The organism is Candidatus Andeanibacterium sp. (genome assembly GCF_057143545.1).
The window spans coordinates 1-19255 of the sequence record NZ_DBNHSF010000059.1; the positions used below are offsets into that span (position 1 = coordinate 1).

The 19255-nt window shown below is 65.1% G+C and carries 25 protein-coding genes; 7 read left to right on the forward strand and 18 right to left on the reverse strand.

The features are described from left to right. From AC16XC_RS03945 to thrC, 5 genes are all read right to left on the reverse strand, one after another. On the reverse strand, positions 1-246 hold a 246-nt coding region (locus AC16XC_RS03945), incomplete at its 3' end, for a radical SAM protein (protein WP_484033339.1). A gap of 6 nt (positions 247-252) precedes the next feature. Further along, positions 253-600, reverse strand: coding sequence for a Rossmann fold domain-containing protein (locus AC16XC_RS03950; RefSeq protein WP_484033340.1), 348 nt, complete (start codon positions 598-600; stop codon positions 253-255). After that, positions 597-968, reverse strand: coding sequence for a dihydroneopterin aldolase (locus AC16XC_RS03955; protein ID WP_484033341.1), 372 nt, complete (start codon positions 966-968; stop codon positions 597-599). Before AC16XC_RS03955 ends, AC16XC_RS03950 begins: the two co-directional genes overlap by 4 nt. A gap of 211 nt (positions 969-1179) precedes the next feature. Beyond that, the gene (locus tag AC16XC_RS03960; protein WP_484033342.1) at positions 1180-2064 is read right to left on the reverse strand and encodes an RsmD family RNA methyltransferase; all 885 of its coding nucleotides are present in this window, start codon (positions 2062-2064) and stop codon (positions 1180-1182) included. Continuing rightward, positions 2057-3469 (reverse strand): threonine synthase, encoded by a 1413-nt coding sequence (thrC, locus tag AC16XC_RS03965; RefSeq protein ID WP_484033343.1) that lies wholly within the window; start codon positions 3467-3469, stop codon positions 2057-2059. The genes AC16XC_RS03960 and thrC overlap by 8 nt, the downstream gene beginning before the upstream one ends. Positions 3470-3594: 125 nt before the next feature. On the opposite strand from thrC, the gene AC16XC_RS03970 reads away from it, so the two are divergent. Then, on the forward strand, positions 3595-4167 hold the full coding sequence (locus AC16XC_RS03970; RefSeq protein ID WP_484033344.1) for a hypothetical protein: 573 nt from the start codon (positions 3595-3597) through the stop codon (positions 4165-4167). Here the strand turns inward: AC16XC_RS03970 and AC16XC_RS03975 are convergent. From AC16XC_RS03975 to coxB, 9 genes are all read right to left on the reverse strand, one after another. Continuing rightward, positions 4164-4745: an SURF1 family protein gene (locus AC16XC_RS03975; protein ID WP_484033345.1), complete on the reverse strand. Its 582-nt coding sequence runs from the start codon at positions 4743-4745 to the stop codon at positions 4164-4166. The two genes, AC16XC_RS03970 and AC16XC_RS03975, sit on opposite strands and share 4 nt — an antisense overlap. Continuing rightward, positions 4742-5128, reverse strand: coding sequence for a DUF983 domain-containing protein (locus AC16XC_RS03980; protein WP_484033346.1), 387 nt, complete (start codon positions 5126-5128; stop codon positions 4742-4744). The genes AC16XC_RS03975 and AC16XC_RS03980 overlap by 4 nt, the downstream gene beginning before the upstream one ends. Further along, positions 5112-5606: a DUF3291 domain-containing protein gene (locus AC16XC_RS03985; RefSeq protein ID WP_484033347.1), complete on the reverse strand. Its 495-nt coding sequence runs from the start codon at positions 5604-5606 to the stop codon at positions 5112-5114. Before AC16XC_RS03985 ends, AC16XC_RS03980 begins: the two co-directional genes overlap by 17 nt. Beyond that, the gene (locus AC16XC_RS03990) at positions 5606-6427 is read right to left on the reverse strand and encodes a cytochrome c oxidase subunit 3 (RefSeq protein WP_484033348.1); all 822 of its coding nucleotides are present in this window, start codon (positions 6425-6427) and stop codon (positions 5606-5608) included. Before AC16XC_RS03990 ends, AC16XC_RS03985 begins: the two co-directional genes overlap by 1 nt. Before the next feature lie 96 nt (positions 6428-6523). Next, on the reverse strand, positions 6524-7081 hold the full coding sequence (locus tag AC16XC_RS03995) for a cytochrome c oxidase assembly protein (protein ID WP_484033349.1): 558 nt from the start codon (positions 7079-7081) through the stop codon (positions 6524-6526). Next, the gene (locus tag AC16XC_RS04000) at positions 7078-7224 is read right to left on the reverse strand and encodes a hypothetical protein (RefSeq protein WP_484033350.1); all 147 of its coding nucleotides are present in this window, start codon (positions 7222-7224) and stop codon (positions 7078-7080) included. Before AC16XC_RS04000 ends, AC16XC_RS03995 begins: the two co-directional genes overlap by 4 nt. Next, complete coding sequence (locus AC16XC_RS04005) at positions 7221-8147, reverse strand: heme o synthase (RefSeq protein ID WP_484033351.1); 927 nt, start codon at positions 8145-8147, stop codon at positions 7221-7223. The genes AC16XC_RS04000 and AC16XC_RS04005 overlap by 4 nt, the downstream gene beginning before the upstream one ends. Positions 8148-8291: 144 nt before the next feature. Further along, the gene (gene ctaD / locus AC16XC_RS04010) at positions 8292-9971 is read right to left on the reverse strand and encodes a cytochrome c oxidase subunit I (protein ID WP_484033352.1); all 1680 of its coding nucleotides are present in this window, start codon (positions 9969-9971) and stop codon (positions 8292-8294) included. Positions 9972-10009: 38 nt separating this feature from the next. After that, entirely contained in the window at positions 10010-10966 is a 957-nt protein-coding gene (coxB, locus tag AC16XC_RS04015; RefSeq protein ID WP_484033353.1) for a cytochrome c oxidase subunit II, read from the reverse strand. A gap of 260 nt (positions 10967-11226) precedes the next feature. Between coxB and pyrE the strand changes: the two genes are divergently transcribed. The 6 genes from pyrE to ruvX all read left to right on the forward strand — a co-directional run bounded on the left by pyrE (position 11227) and on the right by ruvX (position 15603). Further along, on the forward strand, positions 11227-11808 hold the full coding sequence (gene pyrE, locus AC16XC_RS04020; protein WP_484033354.1) for an orotate phosphoribosyltransferase: 582 nt from the start codon (positions 11227-11229) through the stop codon (positions 11806-11808). Between the two features lie 9 nt (positions 11809-11817). Next, positions 11818-12549, forward strand: a complete 732-nt coding sequence (locus tag AC16XC_RS04025; RefSeq protein WP_484033355.1) for a pyridoxine 5'-phosphate synthase — start codon at positions 11818-11820, stop codon at positions 12547-12549. A 121-nt stretch (positions 12550-12670) separates the two neighbouring features. After that, positions 12671-13072: a holo-ACP synthase gene (gene acpS / locus AC16XC_RS04030; RefSeq protein WP_484033356.1), complete on the forward strand. Its 402-nt coding sequence runs from the start codon at positions 12671-12673 to the stop codon at positions 13070-13072. A gap of 23 nt (positions 13073-13095) precedes the next feature. Further along, positions 13096-13989 (forward strand): signal peptidase I, encoded by an 894-nt coding sequence (gene lepB / locus AC16XC_RS04035; RefSeq protein WP_484033357.1) that lies wholly within the window; start codon positions 13096-13098, stop codon positions 13987-13989. A gap of 3 nt (positions 13990-13992) precedes the next feature. Next, positions 13993-15102: an AI-2E family transporter gene (locus AC16XC_RS04040; protein ID WP_484033358.1), complete on the forward strand. Its 1110-nt coding sequence runs from the start codon at positions 13993-13995 to the stop codon at positions 15100-15102. Positions 15103-15108: 6 nt separating this feature from the next. After that, entirely contained in the window at positions 15109-15603 is a 495-nt protein-coding gene (gene ruvX, locus AC16XC_RS04045; RefSeq protein WP_484033359.1) for a Holliday junction resolvase RuvX, read from the forward strand. 24 nt (positions 15604-15627) lie between these two features. Here ruvX and AC16XC_RS04050 read toward each other — a convergent pair whose 3' ends face one another. The 4 genes from AC16XC_RS04050 to argH form a co-directional block, all read right to left on the reverse strand. Further along, positions 15628-16386, reverse strand: coding sequence for a precorrin-2 dehydrogenase/sirohydrochlorin ferrochelatase family protein (locus tag AC16XC_RS04050; protein WP_484033360.1), 759 nt, complete (start codon positions 16384-16386; stop codon positions 15628-15630). After that, positions 16386-17666: a diaminopimelate decarboxylase gene (gene lysA / locus AC16XC_RS04055; protein ID WP_484033361.1), complete on the reverse strand. Its 1281-nt coding sequence runs from the start codon at positions 17664-17666 to the stop codon at positions 16386-16388. Before lysA ends, AC16XC_RS04050 begins: the two co-directional genes overlap by 1 nt. A gap of 3 nt (positions 17667-17669) precedes the next feature. After that, the gene (locus AC16XC_RS04060) at positions 17670-17909 is read right to left on the reverse strand and encodes a hypothetical protein (protein ID WP_484033362.1); all 240 of its coding nucleotides are present in this window, start codon (positions 17907-17909) and stop codon (positions 17670-17672) included. After that, positions 17909-19255 (reverse strand): argininosuccinate lyase (gene argH, locus AC16XC_RS04065; RefSeq protein ID WP_484033363.1); only part of this gene is annotated, 1347 nt, incomplete at its 5' end. The genes AC16XC_RS04060 and argH, both read right to left, overlap by 1 nt.

Here is a 19255-nt window from a genome sequence, read left to right on the forward strand (position 1 = left end):
GCGCCGGACCAGCGGCTCGCCACCGGTCAGGCGGATCTTGTTGATCCCGCGGTCGATGAAGCCGAGCGCGAGCTTGTGCAGCTCCTCGAGGCTGAGGACATCCTTGCGCGGCAGGAAGGTCATCTGCTCGGGCATGCAATAGCTGCAGCGCAAATCGCAGCGATCGGTCACCGACAGGCGCAGATAGGTGATCCGCCGGTTGAAGCCGTCGACCAGGGGGGCGTTGGAGGTGCTCACGCTTGCCATATAGCATCAGTTTGCCGGATTTCCCGCGCCGATGCCATCCAAAGCGAACAGCTGGCCGGTAATACCGGGCGAATCGTCCAGGAACCGGATCGACTCCGCCATGGCCTGCGACGCATCGAGCAACCCGACGACACCATTCACTCTGCAGGGTGCCGCATCGCGGGCCAGCCCGCGAATCGCCGCAAGTCGCCAATCCTCGTGGGCGTGATCGGCAGCATCGAAGACGACGACAATGTGCTCGACTCCGTCAAGGTCCCCGCGGATGTCCGGAAGGATCCGCTCGTGAAATGCAGCCGCTGCATCGAGCGGGCCATCGGGCAGTCCGGTCGCCCGAACGAGGCGGCCTTTGGTCACCGCCGTTGCCTCGTGAGGGTTATGCCGATGTTCTCTCCCTTGTCGCTCAGCGCCAGCTTGACGATCTTGACCGAAACCTCCTCGATCCGCTCGTCGCGCAGGAACAGCGTGTCGCAGACATGTTCGGCGACCGCTTCGATCAGCTTGAAATGGGTGGAGGTGCCAAGCGCTTCGGAGGCCGCGAATTTGAGGTCCATGTAATTGAGGCTGGCATCGAGATGGGTGTCTTGATTGTAATGCTCGGCTGGCCTGAGCCTGGCCCTGATCGTGAAGCGCAGCGGCTGGGGCTTGCCGGTCTCCTCCGAATAGATCCCGGTGAGCACGTCATGCTCGAAATCGGCAACTTCAAGATAGAGGCTGTCGGCCATTCCCTTTGCCCTACTTACAATCCCTGCGAAGTCCAGCATTGCCGTCCTTCCCCCTCGATCGGGGAAGGATAGCGCAGCTTGCTCCGTCAGGAGCTAGCGAAGCTTGGATGGGGGTGACGTCGCCGGAATATGTCAACTCACCCCCACCCAACTATGGCTAGTCGGCAAGCCGACAAGCCTTCGTATCCCTCCCCCATCAAGGGGGAGGAGATCAGTTCTTCCAGCGCGCGAAAATCGCGGTCGGCAGCAGTCGGCCATCCGCGCCTTCCTCGCGCACGGCAAGTTCGCCATGCTCGATCGTGCCGGGAACCGCGATGAAATGCTCCGCCAGCAGGCCGGCCAGCGCCAGCGAAGACATGCGCACGGCATAGACGGTGAGAAACAGGAAGCGGCTTTCGCTATCGAGCAGCTTGCAGCAATCGCCGATCAGGCCGGGCAGGCCTTCTTCGAGCCGCCAGACCTCGCCCTCCGGCCCGCGCCCGAATTTGGGCGGATCGAGGATGATCCCGTCATAGCGCTTCCCGCGCCGGACTTCGCGCGCGGCGAATTTGGCGGCGTCGTCGATGAGCCAGCGGATCGGGCGATCGGCCATCCCGGCCAGTTCGGCATTGTCCTTCGCCTGCGCGACCGACTTCTTCGAGGCATCGACATGGGTCACCGGGCCACATTGCGACAGGGCGAGCGTCCCGACCCCGGTATAGCCGAACAGGTTGAGCGTTTGCGCGTCTTGCATCCCGGCCAGCTGCCCGCGCATCCACTCCCACACCGGGGCCATGTCGGGGAAAAAGCCGAGATGGCGGAACGGCGTGCAGTGGGCGGTGAAGCGGACGTCGTGCCAGGCGAGCGGCCAGCCGCCATCCGGAACATCCCGCGCGAATTGCCAGCGCCCGCCGCCATCCTCGTCCGAGCCGGGGACGAATTCGCCGTGAGCATCCCAATCCCCCAAACGCGGCGACCACATCGCCTGCGGCTCGGGGCGGATGAATCGGTAATCCCCATAACGCTCGAGCTTGCGGCCATGGCCGCTGTCGACCAGCCCGTAATCGGCCCAGCCCCGGCCCTCTATCAGGATCGGCTGGAGCGCCAGTTCAGCCATTGGGCGTGGCGTGCTCCGCGACATAGGCGGCGACGGCTTCATAATCGCCGGGCAGCTCGACATAGCGCTCTTCGCGCTCGAACAGATCGCCGACCCGCGCGGGCAGCGCGGGCCTGGTCCCGGTCGCGCGTTCGACCGCGTCGGGGAATTTGGCCGGATGGGCCGTCGCCAGCGTGACGATCGGGATCGCGGGATCGAGCCCGGACTGGCGCGCCGCGTGCAGCCCGATCGCGGTGTGCGGATCGATGATCTCTCCACAGCGATCCGCCGCCCATTGCATCGCGCGCTGCATGTCGCCCGCATCGGCGCGGGCACTGGTGAACAGGCCCGCCGCGCCCTCTCGCTGGGCATTGGTGAGCTGCATCGCCTTCGATGCCTCGAAGCCACGCATCTGCTCGGCCAGTGCCTTGCCGTCGCGCCCGCCGCAATCGAACAGCAGCCGCTCGAAATTGGAGCTGACCTGGATATCCATCGACGGGGCGGCGGTCGGAGTTACGGTGCCCGCGGAATAGTCGCCCGAAGACAGTGCCCGGTGGAGGATGTCGTTGACATTGGTCGCGACGATCAATTGTTCTACGGGCAAGCCCATCCGCGCCGCGACATAGCCGGCAAAGACATCGCCGAAATTGCCGGTCGGGACCGAGAACGCGATCTTGCGGTGCGGCGCGCCGAGCTGGAGCGCACTGGCGAAGTAATAGACCACCTGCGCCATCAGCCGCGCCCAGTTGATCGAATTGACCGCGCCGATATTGAAGCGCCCGGTCAGCGCCGGATCGCCGAACATCCGTTTCACCATCGCCTGGGCGTCGTCGAAGCTGCCTTCGATCGCGATGTTGTAGACGTTGGGGGCCATCACGGTGGTCATCTGGCGGCGCTGGACTTCGCTCACCCGGCCCTTGGGATGGAGCATGAAGATATCGACCCGCTCGCGCCCGGCGACAGCGTCGATCGCGGCCGAGCCGGTGTCGCCGCTGGTCGCCCCGACGATTGTCAGCCGGTCGTTGGAACGCGACAGGAATTCCTCGAACAGCCGCCCGAGCAATTGCAGCGCGACATCCTTGAACGCCAGCGTCGGCCCGTGGAACAGCTCCAGCAGCCAGAGCCGCTCGTCGAGCTGGAGCAACGGAGTCACCGCTTCATGCGCGAACCGGCCATAGGCGCCTTCGCACAGCTCGCGCAGTCGCTCTTCGGTAAGGCTCTCGCCGACGAACGGCTGCATCACCCGCACCGCCAGTTCGGCATAGGGCAGGCCCGCCAATGCGGCGATCTCCGCCTCGCTGAAACGCGGCCATTCAGACGGCAGGTACAGCCCTCCGTCGCTCGCCAGTCCGGCCAGCGTGACGCCTTCGAAGCTGAGCGGCCCATGTTGGTCTTGGGCGCTGCCGCGGGTGGAGACATAGTCCATGGTGGGCGGCGGTTAGCCGCGCAGGTCGCCCGAAGCAAGCAAGACGGAGATTGGGCCGATACTTGCCGACCCGAGGGCAACCCGTGCTAGGGTTCGGCCAGTCCAGACGATTCGGGAGAATGCCCATGCGTTTGCAATGCCTGGTCATTTCGATTGCACTTGCCGCAAATTCGGCGCCCACGCTGGCGCAGGAGGTCGAAATCCCCGGCGATTTGTGCGGCATGATCGCCAGCTCGACCGCCGAACCGCTGGCCGGTAAATGGCTGATCACCAACCGCAAGGGCGGCGGCAGCTATGGCGGGGAATCGGTTTTCCTCTCCGACGAGCCAACCGAGAAGGTCGAACTCGAATATCTCGACGGCGGCGCCCTGTTCTTCAAGGGCTCGGGCGACCAGGAAATGCGGATGGAACCGCAGGAGCTGGGATCGATCCTGCCCGACGAGTTCACTGTGCCGATCCGCAACAGCAACCGGGATGCGACGGTCGATGTCTCCGAACTTCTGCCATGCCCGTGGGAAGAGATGCCCGGCTTCGTCGGCGCGCTCGATTATCCGGTGCCCGGAGTCGGGGCGATGCGGATGGAAGTGGTGATGAACTTCCCTTCAAGGGAACTGGGATTCGGACTGCTGCACTTCACCGGGGCGTTCGCCGGGCGCGAAATCGACGTGCTGCGCCACATCACGCTGACGCCGCGCTAGGGCTCTCCCTTCCATCGCTTCCTCAGCGCCAGGGCGTAGATCGCCAGCGCGGTGAGCGCGAAAAAGAACCACTGGATCGCATAGCTAAGGTGGTTGTTGGGAAGGTCCGACGGATCGGGCGTCGCATTGGGCTCGAGGCCTGCCAGGGGCGGTTCGGCAACAAGCCGGGCCTCGCCATTTCGACCGGGTCCGATAACCCCGGACACTTCTCCGCCCGTCCACTCGACGCTGCTTGGCTCGGACGACCAGCCAAGCACGATGTCGGCTTCGCTCCCATCGTTGAATATACAGCGGGCGATTTCCGCCCATCCTGCTTCGCCCTCGGCATTTCGTCCCGAAACCCCGTCCAGAGCAATCACACGGTCGCAATCTATCGAGGCGTTACGATAGAGCGCCGCCTCGACGTCTTGCGAAGTGCGAGGCCATTCGACTGGTCCTGCGTCGGCGGCAACCGCATACTGCTCCAATAGCGCATTCTTCCATTCGGCCCGCTGGAGCTGCCACACGCCCAGCCCGACCATCATCCCGACAGCGGCCAGTACGATGATCGTCGGGATCAACGGCAGCTTGCGGGTCATTCCGCGTCCTTCCCCACATCCTTGCCGGTCGCTTCCTTGGCCTTGCGCCAATATTCGGATTGCAGAAGCCAGGCCTTGCTGACGCGCAGCCCCCACAGTACCGCTGCGCCTGTGAGAGGCACCCACAACAAGGCATGCACCCAGAACGGCGGATGGAAACTGAACTCGACCCGCAGAGCGAGGAGCACGATCACCAAGCCGATCACCAGCGTCAGGAACGCCGCCGGACCGTCACCGACATTGAATTTGGAGAAATCGAGGCCGCATTTCCCGCAGCTCGGCGCAAAACTCGCCAACCCTTCGAACAGCGTCTTCGCGCCGCATTGCGGGCATAGGCCTTTCAGCGCGGCGCTGGCGATCGACGGCTCAGATGTTTCCGACACACCGTAGATCCGTGTGATGATCGGCCGGGGAGCCGGCCTTGTCGGGCGCCGGAAAGACTGACTTGAATCCGAACGCATGAACGGTCGGGCCAAACCGATCGATCAGCCACAACTTCGCCAAGCCCTCCTCGACGGTCGGTCGTCGTCCATCCTCGATCCACCATAGCGCCATATAGGCACTGTCGGTTCGTTCGAACCACTGCCTGCGCTTGGCCATGATTTGCGTATGCGCGGTGCGATAGGTGAATTCGAACAGCGCATCCACATCGCGCCACACCGTCAGGTTGGTCTTCAGCAAGGGATCCGCCGGAACCGCGATCTCGCCCGGCTCTTCGACCAGGCGCCAGACGAAACCGTCCGCAGCATCAGCGAGCGCATTGATCCGGTCGATATTGTCGAAAAATTCCTGTACGCTCGGATCGCCCTCGGGCTTGAGCAGCCGCGCGAGATTGAACTGCGCAAGCGCCCAATCCGACATCAGTGGATCGGCGCGCCCCAGCCGCCCCATATATAGACGACGACGAACAGGAACAGCCACACGACGTCGACGAAGTGCCAGTACCAGGCGGCCGCTTCGAAGCCGAAATGCTGCTTGGGGGTGAAGTGGCCCTTATAGGCGCGCACCAGGCAGACGATCAGGAAGATCGTGCCGACCAGCACGTGGAAGCCGTGGAACCCGGTCGCCATGTAGAAGGCCGAGCCATAGGTGTTGCCGCCGAAGCCGAACGGCGCATGGGCATATTCATAGGCCTGGATGCTGGTGAACAGCACGCCAAGGATGATCGTCAGCCACAACCCCTTCTTGAGGCCCTCGCGGTCGCCATGGATCAGCGAATGATGCGCCCAGGTCACGGTGGTGCCCGAACACAGCAGGATCAGCGTGTTCAAGAGCGGCAGGTCGAACGGATCCATCACCGCCTCGACCGCCTTGGGCGGGAATTGCCCGCCGACCACCTCGGTCAGGACATTGGGAAACAGCGCGAAATCGAACCACGCCCAGAACCAGCCGACGAAGAACATCACTTCGGAGGCGATGAACAGGATCATGCCGTAGCGCAAATGCAGCTGCACCACCGGCGTGTGATAGCCTTCATGGGCTTCCTTCACGACATTCGACCACCAGCTGAAGAAGGTTGCGATCAGCCCCGCGATGGCGATTCCCAGGACCAGATGCGCCATCGCCATCTCGTGCATGAACAGCACCATCCCGGTGGTGAAGGTCAGCCCCGAAAGGGCGCCGATCACCGGCCAGATATCGGGCGGGAGGATATGGTAATCGTGGTTGGTCTTGCCGGCCATGAATGCTTCCTGGTCTGTTTGCGCTTGCGCCCGAAACGGTGCCCAAATCGGTGCTCGTAGCGCCCCTTAATGCCCCGCAGGCGGATGGTCTAGTGGTTAGCTCGATGGTTCCTCAAGCTTGTAGAACGTATAGCTCAAGGTGATCTGTTCGACGGCCTTGCCGTTCTCGTCCCCGAGGATCGCCGGGTCGACATAGAACTGTACCGGCATGCGTACTTCCTCGCCCGGCTGGAGCGTCTGTTGGGTGAAGCAGAAGCACTGGATCTTGTTGAAGTGGATGCCGGTATATTCGGGCTCGACCGTGTAGCTGGCCTGCCCGGTGACAGGCTCGTCCGAAAGGTTCTTCGCGACATAGAAGGCGAGATTGCGCTCGCCGATCCGGACGGTCATGGTGCGCTTTTCGGGATGGAATTCCCACGGCATGCCGGCTGCGGTATTGCTGTCGAAGCGGATCGAGATCGTCTCGCCCATGGGCCTGACAGACGCGGCCTCGGCCGCGCTTGCCACCTGGGTCGTGCCGCCAAAGCCGGTGACCTGGCAGAACAGGCGGTAGAGCGGGACCGCGGCATAGCCCAGGCCCAACATCGCCACCGCCAGCCCGAAGGCGAGCAGCCCCACGCGCACATTGCGCTGTTCGAGGCTGAGCGCGCTCATCCCTGCTGCCCGCCGAACTGGACGATGGTGATGAAGAAGAACAGCACCGCAAAGCCGGCCAGGATCAGGGCAAGCGCGATGTTGCGACCCTTGCGGCGGCGGCGGAACTCGGCCTCTTCCTCGGGCGTGAAGCGCTTGGTCATGACAGGACTCCCTGCACAATCAGAATGCGATCCGCAACCAGCGCGGCAAACAAAGCGAAGAGGTAGATGACCGAGAACCCGAACAGGCGCTTCTCGGGCCTGTTGCGATCCCCATCGCCCTCGGGCGAGCGGAATGCGACCGGCAGCGAGAGCAGCAGGAAGGCCAGCGACAGCGCCAGAGCTGCGATGCCGTAGACCGGCCCGGTCCCGCCGATGAACCACGGCGTCGCCGAGAGCGGCACCAGCATCACGCAATAGGCGAGAATCTGCAGCCGGGTGGCCTTCTCGCCTGCGACCACCGGCATCATCGGGATCCCGACCTTGGCGTAATCGCTCTTCACGAACAGCGCGAGCGCCCAGAAATGCGGCGGGGTCCAGAAGAAGATGATCGCGAACAGCAGCACAGGCATCAGCGTGATCTCGCCCGTCACCGCGACCCAGCCGATCAGCGGCGGAAAGGCCCCCGCCCCGCCTCCGATGACGATGTTCTGCGGCGTGCGTGGCTTGAGCCAGATCGTGTAGATCACCGCGTAATAGACGATCGAGACGAGCAGGATCGCCGCCGCCAGCCAGTGCACCGCCAATCCCATGATCAGCACCGCTGCCGCCGACAGTCCGACTCCGAAATCGCGCGCGCTTTCGCGGTCCATCTTGCCCATCGGCAGCGGCCGGCCCGAGGTGCGCTTCATTCCGGCGTCGAGATCGGCTTCCCACCACTGGTTGAGCGCCCCTGCCCCGCCCGCGCCCATCGCGATGCACAACACTGCGGTGAAGCCCAGCACCGGGTTGATCCCGCCCGGCGCGGCCAACAGGCCGCACAGCCCGGTGAAGACCACCAGGCTCATTACCCGCGGCTTGGTCAGCGCGAAGAAATCGCGCCATTCGGCCGGCAAAGGAACTGCCCCGGCCGCTGCCGGGGCCATCAAGCTCCCCTCCCTACCAAGGGAGGGGACGGGGGAGGGCTGTTCAGCCATTGATCATACCTGTTGGGAAGGGGTGGGTCCCTCCCCTAACCCCTCCCGTATGGGGAGGGGGAATTGTGGAGCCGCCCCTCCGGGGCGACGCGCCTAGTGGTGATCCTTGTCCTCGATCACCGGCAGCGTTTCGAACTGATGGAACGGCGGCGGGCTCGACAGCGTCCATTCGAGCGTGGTCGCGCCTTCGCCCCAGTAATTGCCTTCGGCCTTCTTGCCCATGGTGAAGGCATAGATCACGTTGACCAGCCAGATCGCCATCGAGACCAGCAGGATCAGGTAGCCGATCGAGGAGACGTAGTTCCACAGCTCGTAGGCCGGGGTGTAGTCCGGATAGCGCCGCGGCATGCCCTGCATCCCGAGGAAATGCTGCGGGAAGAAGATCGTGTTCACGCCGACGAAGAACACCCAGAAGTGGAGATGCGCGAGGAATTCGCTGTGCATTCGCCCGCTCATCTTCGGGAACCAGTAATAGAACCCGCAGAACAGCGCGGTCACCGCGCCGAGCGAAAGCACGTAGTGGAAATGCGCCACCACGTAATAGGTGTCGTGGAGGTTGTCGTCGATCCCGCCATTGGCGAGCACGACGCCGGTCACCCCGCCGACGGTGAACAGGAAAATGAAGCCCATCGCCCACACCAGCGGCGACTTGAATTCGAGGCTGCCGCCCCACATCGTCGCGATCCAGCTGAAGATCTTGATGCCGGTGGGCACCGCGATCACCATCGTCGCGAGGGTGAAATAGAGCTTGGTGTTCACGTCGAGGCCGACAGTGTACATGTGGTGCGCCCAGACGATGAAGCCGACCACGCCGATCGCGACCATCGCATAGGCCATGCCGAGATAGCCGAACACCGGCTTGCGGCTGAAGGTCGAGACCACCTGGCTGATAATGCCGAAGCCCGGCAGGATCATGATGTAGACTTCGGGATGGCCGAAGAACCAGAACAGGTGCTGGTAGAGCACCGGGTCGCCCCCGCCGGCCGCGTTGAAGAAGGTCGTGCCGAAATTGCGGTCGGTCAGCAACATGGTGATCGCAGCGGCGAGCACCGGCAGCGCCAGCAGCAGCAGGAAGGCGGTGACCAGCACCGACCACACGAACAGCGGCATCTTGTGCAGCGTCATGCCCGGCGCGCGCATGTTGAAGATGGTGGTGATGAAATTGATCGCCCCGAGGATCGAGCCCGCGCCCGCGAGGTGGAGCGAGAAGATCGCGAAATCCATCGCCGGGCCGACCGAGCCCGAAGTCGAGAGCGGGGCATAGACCGTCCAGCCGACGCCCGCGCCCTGGCCGGTGCCGCCGGGCACGAAGGCCGACGCCATCAGCGAGCAGAAGCCGGCGAAGGTCAGCCAGAACGACAGATTGTTCATCCGCGGGAAGGCCATGTCCGGCGCGCCGATCATCAAGGGCACGAACCAGTTGCCGAACCCGCCGATGATGGCCGGCATGACCATGAAGAACACCATGATCAGCCCGTGCGCGGTGATCAGCACGTTCCACAGGTGCAGCGACTGGTCGAAGGTCGGATTCTCGGTGCCGAACAGCTCGGCGATCCAGCCAAGATGCTGGATGCCCGGCTCGGCGAGTTCCCAGCGCATCAAGCCCGAGAAAGCGCCGCCGATGATCCCGGCGAAGATCGCGAACACCAGGTAGAGCGTGCCGATGTCCTTGTGGTTGGTGGACATGAACCAGCGGGCGAAGAAGCCCGGCTTGTGGTCGGCGTCGTGGTGCTCTTCGGAATGAGCCTGGAAGGTATCGGCGGTGGTGGCCATGGCTAAATCTGGACCTTCTTCCTAATTCTCTGTCGCGCTCAGGCTTCGCTGGCGGTTTCTTGGGTGGCGACGGCTTCGGCATCGCCCGCTTCAGCCGGGGCCGCCTCGACGGCTGCGTCTCCGCCCAGCGTCCCGCCCTGCGAGAGCACCCAGGCTTCGAATTGTTCCATCGGCACGGCTTCGACCGCGATCGGCATGTAGCCGTGGCGGGCGCCGCACAGTTCCGAACACTGGCCGTAATAGATGCCGACCTCGTCGATCTGCAGCACTTTCTCGTTGATCTGGCCGGGCACGGCATCGAGCTTGAACCACAGCGAGGGCACGGCGAAGGAATGGATCACGTCGGCGCCATAGGTCTGGATCCGGATCGGCACGCCCACGGGGACGACCATCCGGTTGTCGACCGCCAGTTGCGGGGGTTCGCCGCGCGCCTCGGCCTCTTCCTCGGGCAGCATGTTCGAGATCACTTCGAACCCGCCATTGTCGACATATTCATAGCCCCAGTACCACTGGTAGCCATTGGTCTTGATCGTCAGCGCTTCTTCGGGAGCCGGCTCGAACTGTTTCAACAGCAGGTTCACCGATGGCACCGCGATGCCGACCAGGATCAGGATCGGGATCCCGGTCCACAGGACTTCCAGCGTGGTGTTGTGGCTGGTGCGCGACGGCGTGGGGTTGGCGCGCTTGTTGTAGCGCGCGATGACCCAGATCAGCAGGAACAGCACCAGCAGGCTGATTGCAGTGATGATCGGGGTGAGCACCAAGTCGTTCATCCGCAGGGCCTGCTGGCCCATTTCGTTGTGCTGGGGCTGGAACCAGATCGCGCCCGGCTCCGGCGCGCCCTTGATCATCTCGGGGCCGAGCGGGGTATAGGCGCTGGCGGCTTCGACGGCCGTCTCGGCGCCTTCGACAGCCGGCGATTCCACGGCCGCCGCAGCCGTCGCATCCGCCGTTTCGGCTTCCTGGGCCACTGCAAATGTGGGAATCACTGCCATTGAAAGACCCAGGACAAGGGCCGAAATCCTGTCCCTTGCGCTGCGAAACATCTCGCCAAAATTCATCTGTCCGACGCTTTCCGCTCTCGAAATGGGGCCGGCAAGGCCCGTTGGCGCCCCCGAAGAGGGCAGGTTTGCGGGGCCTATACGCGCGCTTGCCCCCCGCCTCAAGCGCTTCTAGGGAGAAAATTGTTCAGCCCGGTCGCAGGCGGGCCGTAGGTGCAAATCGTTCGCAGAAACAGGGATAAATCGAGACTCCAATGACCGAAGACGAGGTACTCCACGAGTTCCGCGCCAGCGAGGCCCTGCTCGAGGGCCATTTCAAGCTCTCGTCGGGGCGCCACAGCTCGCATTACCTGCAATGCGCCCGGGTGCTGATGGACCCGATGCGCGCTTCGAAGCTGGCGATCGCGCTGGTCCAGAAGATCCCGCGCGAATTGCGCCAGAAGATCGACAAGGTCGTCTCCCCGGCGATGGGCGGGGTGATCATCGGCCACGAGGTCGGGCGGGCTCTGGACCGGGAAGCGTTGTTCGTCGAGCGGCCCGAAGGCGTGTTCGAGTTCCGCCGGGGATTCGCGCTCAAGCCGGGCGAGAAGGTGCTGATGGTCGAGGACGTGGTGACGACCGGGCTGTCCTCGCACGAAGCGATGAAGGCGATCGAGGCTGCCGGCGGCGAAGTGATTGCCGCGGCCGCGCTGGTCGACCGGTCGGGCGGCGAAGTCACATTCGACGTGCCGTTCTTCCCGCTGGTCCAGCTGGCAATCCCGACCTATGCCGAGGACGAACTCCCGCCGGAACTGGCAGCGATCCCGGTCGAGAAGCCCGGCAGCCGCAGGGACTGAGCGTCGGCCGTGGCTTCGCACAAGCTCAGACTGGGCGTGAACATCGATCACGTCGCAACGATCCGCAACGCGCGCGGCGGCGATCATCCCGATCCCGTGCGCGCGGCCGAGATCGTCGCCGCGGTCGGCGGCGACGGGATCACCGCGCATCTGCGCGAGGACCGGCGGCATATCCGCGACGACGATTTGAAGCGGATCCAGGACGCGACCGACCTGCCGCTCAATCTCGAAATGGCGGCGACCGAGGAAATGCTGGCCATCGCGCTCAGGCACAGGCCGCATGCCGCCTGCATCGTTCCCGAAAAGCGCGAGGAGCGGACCACCGAGGGCGGGCTCGACGCGGCCGGGCTGCACAACCAGCTCGCGCCGATCGTCTCGCGCCTGCTCGACGCGGGTATCCGGGTGAGCCTGTTCATCGAAGCCAATCCCCGGCAGGTCGAAGCGGCCTTGCGCCTCAACGCCCCGGTGGTCGAATTCCACACCGGCGAATATGCCCATGCTACGGGTGACCGGGTGGAGACGGAATTGACGCGGATTGCCGAGATGGCCGCGCTGGCGGTGAAGAACGGGATCGAGCCCCATGCCGGGCACGGCCTGACCTATGAGAATGTCCAGCCGATCGCCGCGATCCCGCAACTGGCCGAGCTCAATATCGGGCACTACCTTGTCGGCGAGGCGATCTTCGTCGGGCTGGAGGCATCCGTGCGGCGGATGCGCCAATTGATGGATGAGGCGCGATGACGACCCGTTACCCTCCGTCGTCACCCCGGCCCCCGAGCCGGGGTCCCGCTTTTTGGAGGCGGCGCTCGAAAGGGAGCTGGACCCCGGATCAAGTCCGGGGTGACGGCTTGGGGGAGCCGTCATGATCATCGGGATGGGATCCGATCTCTGCAATATCGAGCGGATCGAGGCTTCGCTCCTCCGCTGGGGCGAACGCTTCGAGCTGCGCGTGTTCACCGAAATCGAACGCGCCAAGGCCGCCCGCCGCCCGTTCACCCGCGCGGGCACCTATGCCAAGCGCTTCGCCGCCAAGGAGGCCTTCTCCAAGGCGGTCGGCACCGGCTTCAAGCGCGGCGTGTTCATGAAGGATATCGGGGTGATCAATGCCCCCTCGGGCGCGCCGACCCTGGCGCTCGCTGGCGGCGCAAGGATCGTCCTCGACGAATTGACGCCCGAGGGCCACGAGGCGGTAATTCATCTGACGCTCACCGACGACCACCCATGGGCACAGGCCTTCGTGGTGATCGAGGCGCGCAGGCTGTGACAATGGAAGGCGAGAGCGAATCAATGGCAAGCGAAGCCGCAAGTGGCGACACACCGGTGGAAGGTAACAAAGCCACTGACGGGAAAAAGCCCAAGGAAAAGGTCAACTGGATCGCCGAGATCCGCGGCCTGGCGCTGATGCTGCTGGCGGTGATGCTGTTCCACACGCTGGTGGCCAAGCCATTCTACATTCCGTCCGAATCGATGATGCCCAGCCTGCTCAAGGGCGACCGGCTGGTGGTCAGCAAATATCCCTATGGCTGGTCGTGGGTCTCGACCTCCTTCCCGTTCCACATCCTGCCGCGCAGCGAGTGGAAGATCGCCAGCAAGACCCCGGCCTATGGCGACATCGTGATCGCCGTCCCGCCCGACAAGGCCGAGGATTATATCAAGCGCGTGGTCGGCTTGCCGGGTGACCGGATCGCGGTGGTCGACGGGCGCATCTGGCTCAACGGCAAGGAGATTCCGCGTACATTCGAGCCTCCTGTTCGAATCCCGGTCGATGGCAACGCGCCCTGTGATTATCCCGGTGCGAGGGTTCGCTTGCCTTCGGGGGCAGAGGTGTGCGAGCTCGAAACCTATCGCGAGACATATCCCAACGGCGCGAGCTTCCTGATCATCGACCATACCAGCCAGCCGCTCGACAATTATCCCGAAATCACGATTCCCGACGGGCATGTGTTCCTGATGGGCGACAACCGCGACCATTCGGCCGACAGCCGGGCGGAGGTCTTCCAGAGCGGCCTTGGCGGACCCGTACCGCTCTCCAGCGTCGGCGGCCGGGCCGAATTCATCACCTTCTCGCTCGACGGATCGATGTCGCTCAATCCCGCGACATGGATTTCGGCCTTTCGCAGCGGGCGCGCGGGGACTAGCCTGCGGCCGACAATCGTCGAGGGGGCGAACGAGGGGGAATAGGCCATGAGCGCGGAAGACGACGAAGAGATCGCCCATATGGGCTCAAGCCCGGCGCGTTTCCGCGATCCGCTGATGGCCGCCGAAGCCAAGAAGGCGCTGGTCTGGGCGCTGGTGATCGGCTTCGTCGCGCTGTGCGTGCTGCTCGCCCGCCCGTTGCTGGTGATCTTCGCCGGCGCCGTGTTCGCCGCGATGATCGATGGCGGGGCTCGCGTATTGGGCCGCTATCTCAAGATCGGGCGGACCTGGCGCGTCACGATCGTCATTTTCGCGGGAATAATCTTCCTCGCCTGGACCGTATCCTATGCGGGGAACACAATCGCGGTCGAGGCCGCGGAGTTTCCCAGCCTGATCCAGGAGCAGGCGAACAAGCTGCTCGACTGGGCGAGGGCCAACGGCCTCGCGATCGAGGCGACCAATGCCGAGAGCCTCGCCAACCAGCTGGCGAGCGGCGTGGGCACGGTAACCCGCGCGCTCACGGGCATCCTCGGCGGGATCACCAGCATGATCTTCATCGCGATCCTGGGCATCTATTTCGCGCTCGAACCGCGGCTGTACGAGCGCGGCGTCGCCTGGATGCTGCCCGACAACCGCCGCGCCGATTTCTACGAAACGGCATCGCGAATGGGCCAGCAGATGCGGCATCTGCTGGCCGGACGGCTGTTCGGCATGGTCGTGGAAGGCGTATTCACCTGGCTGATGCTGGCCGGCTATGCGCTGTTCAACGACGGGGTGCCGGTACCGATGGCGGTGCTGCTCGGCCTGCTGACCGGCCTGCTCGCCTTCATTCCCAATATCGGCGCGGTCATCTCGGGCGTGCTGATGGTGCTGGTCGGCTTTTCCGGCGGGGTCTCGATGGGCCTCTATACGATCTTCGTCTATTTCTCGGTCCAGACGATCGACGGCTACGTGCTGATCCCGCTGATCGCCCGCAAGACGGTCGACCTCGCCCCGGCGCTGGTGCTCGCCGCCCAGCTGATCATGGGGATCCTGTTCGGCATCCTTGGCCTCGCGCTGGCCGATCCGCTGGTGGCGATGATCAAGGTCGCCCTCGAACGCCGCGCCGAACAGAACGCGGTCGATAAACGGTTCGAGACCGATCTTGCCCTGGAATGACTTCGGTTGACTGGCGCCGCGACGATTACTGACCGGACGGCGGAATTCCGAGCGGCCTTGCCCGGGGGTGGTGCGCTGCTGGCACTCGATCTCGGCACCAAAACGATCGGCACGGCGTTCTGCGATGCCGGCTGGAGCATTTCCAGCGCGGGCAAGACCCTGCCGCGCGGCAAATTCGCTGCAGATAAGGCCAGGCTCGAAGCGCTGGTCGCCGAGCGAAAAGTCAAAGGCATCGTCATCGGCCTGCCGCTCAACATGGACGGCAGCGAAGGTCCGCGCGCGCAGGCGAGCCGGGCCTACGCCCGGAACCTCGCCCAGGGAGATGTGGGGCTGGGCCTGCCGATCCTGCTGTGGGACGAACGCTGGTCGACCGCCAGCGCCGAACGCGACATGCTTGCGCAGGATTTGAGCCGGGGGAAGCGCGCCGAAAGGATCGACAGCCACGCGGCGGCGGTCATACTGCAGGGCGCGATCGATGCGCTGGCGGGCGGGGCATTTTAGGCAGGCGGGATCAGGTGACGCGCCTCACCCGCGGCGGAGCTCGACCGTCAGGCCCTTCGGCAACTCGCCTTCGAAGGGGAGGACAAACCTCGCAGCATCGGCCCGCGCCTGGGCGAGGATCGCAGCGGGAATTCCCGGCTCATGCAGGACCGCATCGGCCGCACCGAGCAGCCCTGCCTGACGCAGGGTCAAGTCGCCGGGATCGTCGCTGGTCAGGAGGAGGATCGCGCGACGGCTGCCATCGCCGGCCTCCGCGCCTTCCAGCCACTCCCCGATCCGGTCGGGCGCGTGCGGATCGAGCGGGTCGAGCATGCCGCCGCTGCCGAGCGCGCGGTCGAGCGCCTGCCGCCGGTCTGTGGGATTGGGAAGTCGCTGCTTCAACGCATCGCGCATTGATTCGAGCCTCGTCGCCAACGTGCCAAGCGAGTGTGGAAGCAAAGCCTCGAGCCGCAATCTGAGATGCTTTGCCAGCCCCGCCGACGCACCCGAGGTCCCCACCGCAACCAGCACCGGATCGCGCTCGAGAATGCTCGGCGTGGTGAAATCGCACAGTTCGGGCCGGTCGACGACATTGACCAGCACCCCGCGCGCCTTGAGCCGCGCCACCGCTTCCTCGGGCTCCTCCAGCGCGACGAAGGCCAGCCGCGCCTCGCTATCGTCCTCGCCGACGACCACGCCGCCCGCGCGCTCGACCAGCCGCTTCTTGGGTTCGGCCAGCGGCCCTTCCCCCAGAACGATCACCGTCTTTCCGGCGATGCGATGGAAGAGCGGGAGTGAGCGCATCAGTCGCTCAGAAAATCGGGGACGCGCTCGGCATCCATGATCGCATCGGCCGGGATCCGGTCGGCGACCACCGCCCATTGCGCGCCCGAGACCAGCACTTCGGGCACGAAACCGCGCGAATTGTAACTCGACGCCATGGTCGCGCCATAGGCCCCGGCGGTGCGGAAGACCGCCAGTTCGCCCGAGGTGAGCGCATCGCATTCCCGGTCGCGCGCGAAGGTATCGCCGGTCTCGCAGATCGGGCCGACGATATTGGCAGTCATCCGCTCGCCGCTCGGCGTCACCGCTTCGAAATCGTGCCACGCGCCATACATTGCCGGACGGGCAAGGTCGTTCATTGCTGCATCGACGATCACGAACGGTGGCCCGTTGCCGCCGCGCTTGACCCGAATCACCCGCGTCAGCAGCACCCCGGCATTGCCGGCGATCACCCGGCCCGGTTCGAACGCCAACTGGACGTCCCCGCCGCTGGTCGCGCGCGCGACCATCGCGCCATAATCGGCGGGCGAGGGAGGATCATCCCCCGCCTTGTAGGGTACGCCCAGCCCGCCGCCGAGATCGACATGGGTGATGGTGTGCCCTGCGGTCCGCAGGTCCGCGACCAGCGCGCCGACCTTGGCGAAGGCGGTTTCGAGCGGTTCGAGATCGAGCAGCTGGCTGCCGATATGGACCGCCACGCCGCGCAGGTTCAGCCCTTCGAGCGCGGCCAGTTCGCCATAGGCCTCGCGCGCATGGACCAGCGGGATGCCGAACTTGTTCTCGGCCTTCCCGGTCGAGATCTTCTCGTGCGTCTTCGCATCGACGTCGGGATTGATCCGCAAGCACGCCTGCGCCGTCAGGCCAAGCTCGGTGGCGAGCGCGGCCAGTTCGCGCCCCTCCTCGCGCGATTCCACGTTGAACTGGCCAATGCGCTTTTCGAGCCCCAGCCGCAGCTCTGCCCTGGTCTTGCCGACGCCCGAGAACACGATCTTGTCCGCCGGCATCCCGGCCGCCAGCGCCCGGATCAGTTCCCCGCCCGATACGACATCCGCGCCATAGCCCTGGTTGGCGAGCACCTTGAGCACGGCGAGGTTGGGGTTGGCCTTCACCGCGAAGGCGATCAGCGGTTCGCGCCCGGATTCCCGCGCCACCGGCTCGAGGCCGTCGCGAAACACCTGGGCATGCCGCTCGAGCGTGGCGCGCGAATAGACATAGACCGGGGTGCCGACTTCCTCGGCGATCCGCGCCAGCGGCACATCCTCGGCGTAAAGTTCGCCGTCCTTCAGGTGAAAATGGTCCATGGTCTATTCTTCAGGCGGCAGGTCGAACGGATCGTCTTCGCGTTCCTCGGAGCGGCGGCGCAATTCGACGCTACGTTCGGGGGCTGCCTGCGGATCGAGCGCCAGCAGCTCGTCGGGTTCGGGCTGGTCTTCCCTCCCGAACGGCGCGACCGGGAGCGTATCGCCCTCCGCCGGGCGCAATTCGGCGGTCTGCGCGCAGGCGCTGAGCATTCCGGCAAGAACAAGGGCAGAAAGCTTGCGCATCAATCCATTCCCAGTGCGGCCCGGGCTTCGGCCACACGTTTCCTTACCTCGTCGGGCGCGGTTCCGCCATGGCTGGTCCGCGCGGCGACCGAGGCGTCGACCGAAAGCGCCGCGAATACGCCCTCGCCGATCCGCTCGTCGATCGCCTTGAACTCGTCGAGCGAAAGCGCATCGAGCGCCACGCCCTTGCTCTCGGCCAGCCTGACCGCCGCGCCGGTGATGTGATGCGCCTCGCGGAAGGGAATATCGGCTTCGCGCACCAGCCAGTCGGCGAGGTCGGTGGCGGTGGCGTAGCCGAGCTCGGCCGCCTGCCGCATCCGCCCGGTGTTGAAGGCGGCGTCGGCGACCATCCCGGTCATCGCCGCGATCGACAGCGCCAGCAATCCGGCGGCTTCGAACACCGGCGGCTTGTCGTCCTGCATGTCCTTCGAATAGGCCAGCGGGAGGCCCTTCATCGTCACCATCAGCGCGGTGGCGCAGCCGACGATCCGCCCGGCATGGCCGCGCACCAGTTCGGCCGCGTCGGGGTTCTTCTTCTGCGGCATGATCGAGCTGCCGGTGCTGAGCGCATCGGGCAGGCGCACGAAGCCGAAGGGCTGGCTCGCCCACAGGATGAACTCCTCCGCCAGCCGCGAGAGGTGGAGCGAGCACTGCGCTGCCGCCATCAAATAATCGAGCGCGAAATCGCGGTCCGACACCGCATCGAGCGAGTTATCCGTGGGCTTGTCGAAGCCGAGCGCGCTGGCCGTCGCATTGCGGTCGATCGCAAAGCCGGTACCCGCCAGCGCCGCCGAGCCGAGCGGACATTCATTGAGCCGCGCCCGCGCATCGGCCAGGCGCGAGCGATCGCGCCGCGCCATCTCGTAATAGGCCAGCAAATGATGGCCGAGCGTCACCGGCTGGGCGATCTGGAGATGGGTGAAGCCGGGCATGATGCTGGCGGCATGCTCGCCCGCCCGCGCGACCAGCGCCCGTTGCAGCGCTTCCAGCCCGGCATCGGCCTGGTCGATCGCATCGCGCACCCACAGGCGGAAATCAGTCGCCACCTGGTCGTTGCGGCTGCGCGCGGTGTGGAGGCGACCGGCGACCGGCCCGACCAGTTCCGCCAGCCGGCTTTCGGTGGTCATGTGGATGTCTTCGAGGTCCCAATCCTCGGGCACGCCATTGGCCTCGTATTCGCTGGCGACCCGGTCGAGGCCGTCGGCAATCGCCTGCGCATCCTCCGCCGATACGATCCCCTGCGCGCCGAGCATCGCGACATGCGCCTTCGATGCGGCGATGTCCTGCCGCCACAGGGCCTTGTCGAACGGGATCGATGCGTTAATCTCACGCATGATCGCGGACGG

Bases quoted from the DNA above. Each gene is read 5' to 3' on its own strand.
- AC16XC_RS03955 (WP_484033341.1), bottom strand. From the start codon at position 968: ATGGCCGACAGCCTCTATCTTGAAGTTGCCGATTTCGAGCATGACGTG.
- AC16XC_RS03960 (WP_484033342.1), bottom strand. From the start codon at position 2,064: ATGGCTGAACTGGCGCTCCAGCCGATCCTGATAGAGGGCCGGGGCTGG.
- thrC (WP_484033343.1), bottom strand. From the start codon at position 3,469: ATGGACTATGTCTCCACCCGCGGCAGCGCCCAAGACCAACATGGGCCG.
- AC16XC_RS03970 (WP_484033344.1), top strand. From the start codon at position 3,595: ATGCGTTTGCAATGCCTGGTCATTTCGATTGCACTTGCCGCAAATTCG.
- AC16XC_RS03975 (WP_484033345.1), bottom strand. From the start codon at position 4,745: ATGACCCGCAAGCTGCCGTTGATCCCGACGATCATCGTACTGGCCGCT.
- AC16XC_RS03985 (WP_484033347.1), bottom strand. From the start codon at position 5,606: ATGTCGGATTGGGCGCTTGCGCAGTTCAATCTCGCGCGGCTGCTCAAG.
- AC16XC_RS03990 (WP_484033348.1), bottom strand. From the start codon at position 6,427: ATGGCCGGCAAGACCAACCACGATTACCATATCCTCCCGCCCGATATC.
- AC16XC_RS03995 (WP_484033349.1), bottom strand. From the start codon at position 7,081: ATGAGCGCGCTCAGCCTCGAACAGCGCAATGTGCGCGTGGGGCTGCTC.
- AC16XC_RS04000 (WP_484033350.1), bottom strand. From the start codon at position 7,224: ATGACCAAGCGCTTCACGCCCGAGGAAGAGGCCGAGTTCCGCCGCCGC.
- AC16XC_RS04005 (WP_484033351.1), bottom strand. From the start codon at position 8,147: ATGGCCCCGGCAGCGGCCGGGGCAGTTCCTTTGCCGGCCGAATGGCGC.
- ctaD (WP_484033352.1), bottom strand. From the start codon at position 9,971: ATGGCCACCACCGCCGATACCTTCCAGGCTCATTCCGAAGAGCACCAC.
- coxB (WP_484033353.1), bottom strand. From the start codon at position 10,966: ATGGCAGTGATTCCCACATTTGCAGTGGCCCAGGAAGCCGAAACGGCG.
- pyrE (WP_484033354.1), top strand. From the start codon at position 11,227: ATGACCGAAGACGAGGTACTCCACGAGTTCCGCGCCAGCGAGGCCCTG.
- acpS (WP_484033356.1), top strand. From the start codon at position 12,671: ATGATCATCGGGATGGGATCCGATCTCTGCAATATCGAGCGGATCGAG.
- lepB (WP_484033357.1), top strand. From the start codon at position 13,096: ATGGCAAGCGAAGCCGCAAGTGGCGACACACCGGTGGAAGGTAACAAA.
- AC16XC_RS04040 (WP_484033358.1), top strand. From the start codon at position 13,993: ATGAGCGCGGAAGACGACGAAGAGATCGCCCATATGGGCTCAAGCCCG.
- AC16XC_RS04050 (WP_484033360.1), bottom strand. From the start codon at position 16,386: ATGCGCTCACTCCCGCTCTTCCATCGCATCGCCGGAAAGACGGTGATC.
- lysA (WP_484033361.1), bottom strand. From the start codon at position 17,666: ATGGACCATTTTCACCTGAAGGACGGCGAACTTTACGCCGAGGATGTG.
- AC16XC_RS04060 (WP_484033362.1), bottom strand. From the start codon at position 17,909: ATGCGCAAGCTTTCTGCCCTTGTTCTTGCCGGAATGCTCAGCGCCTGC.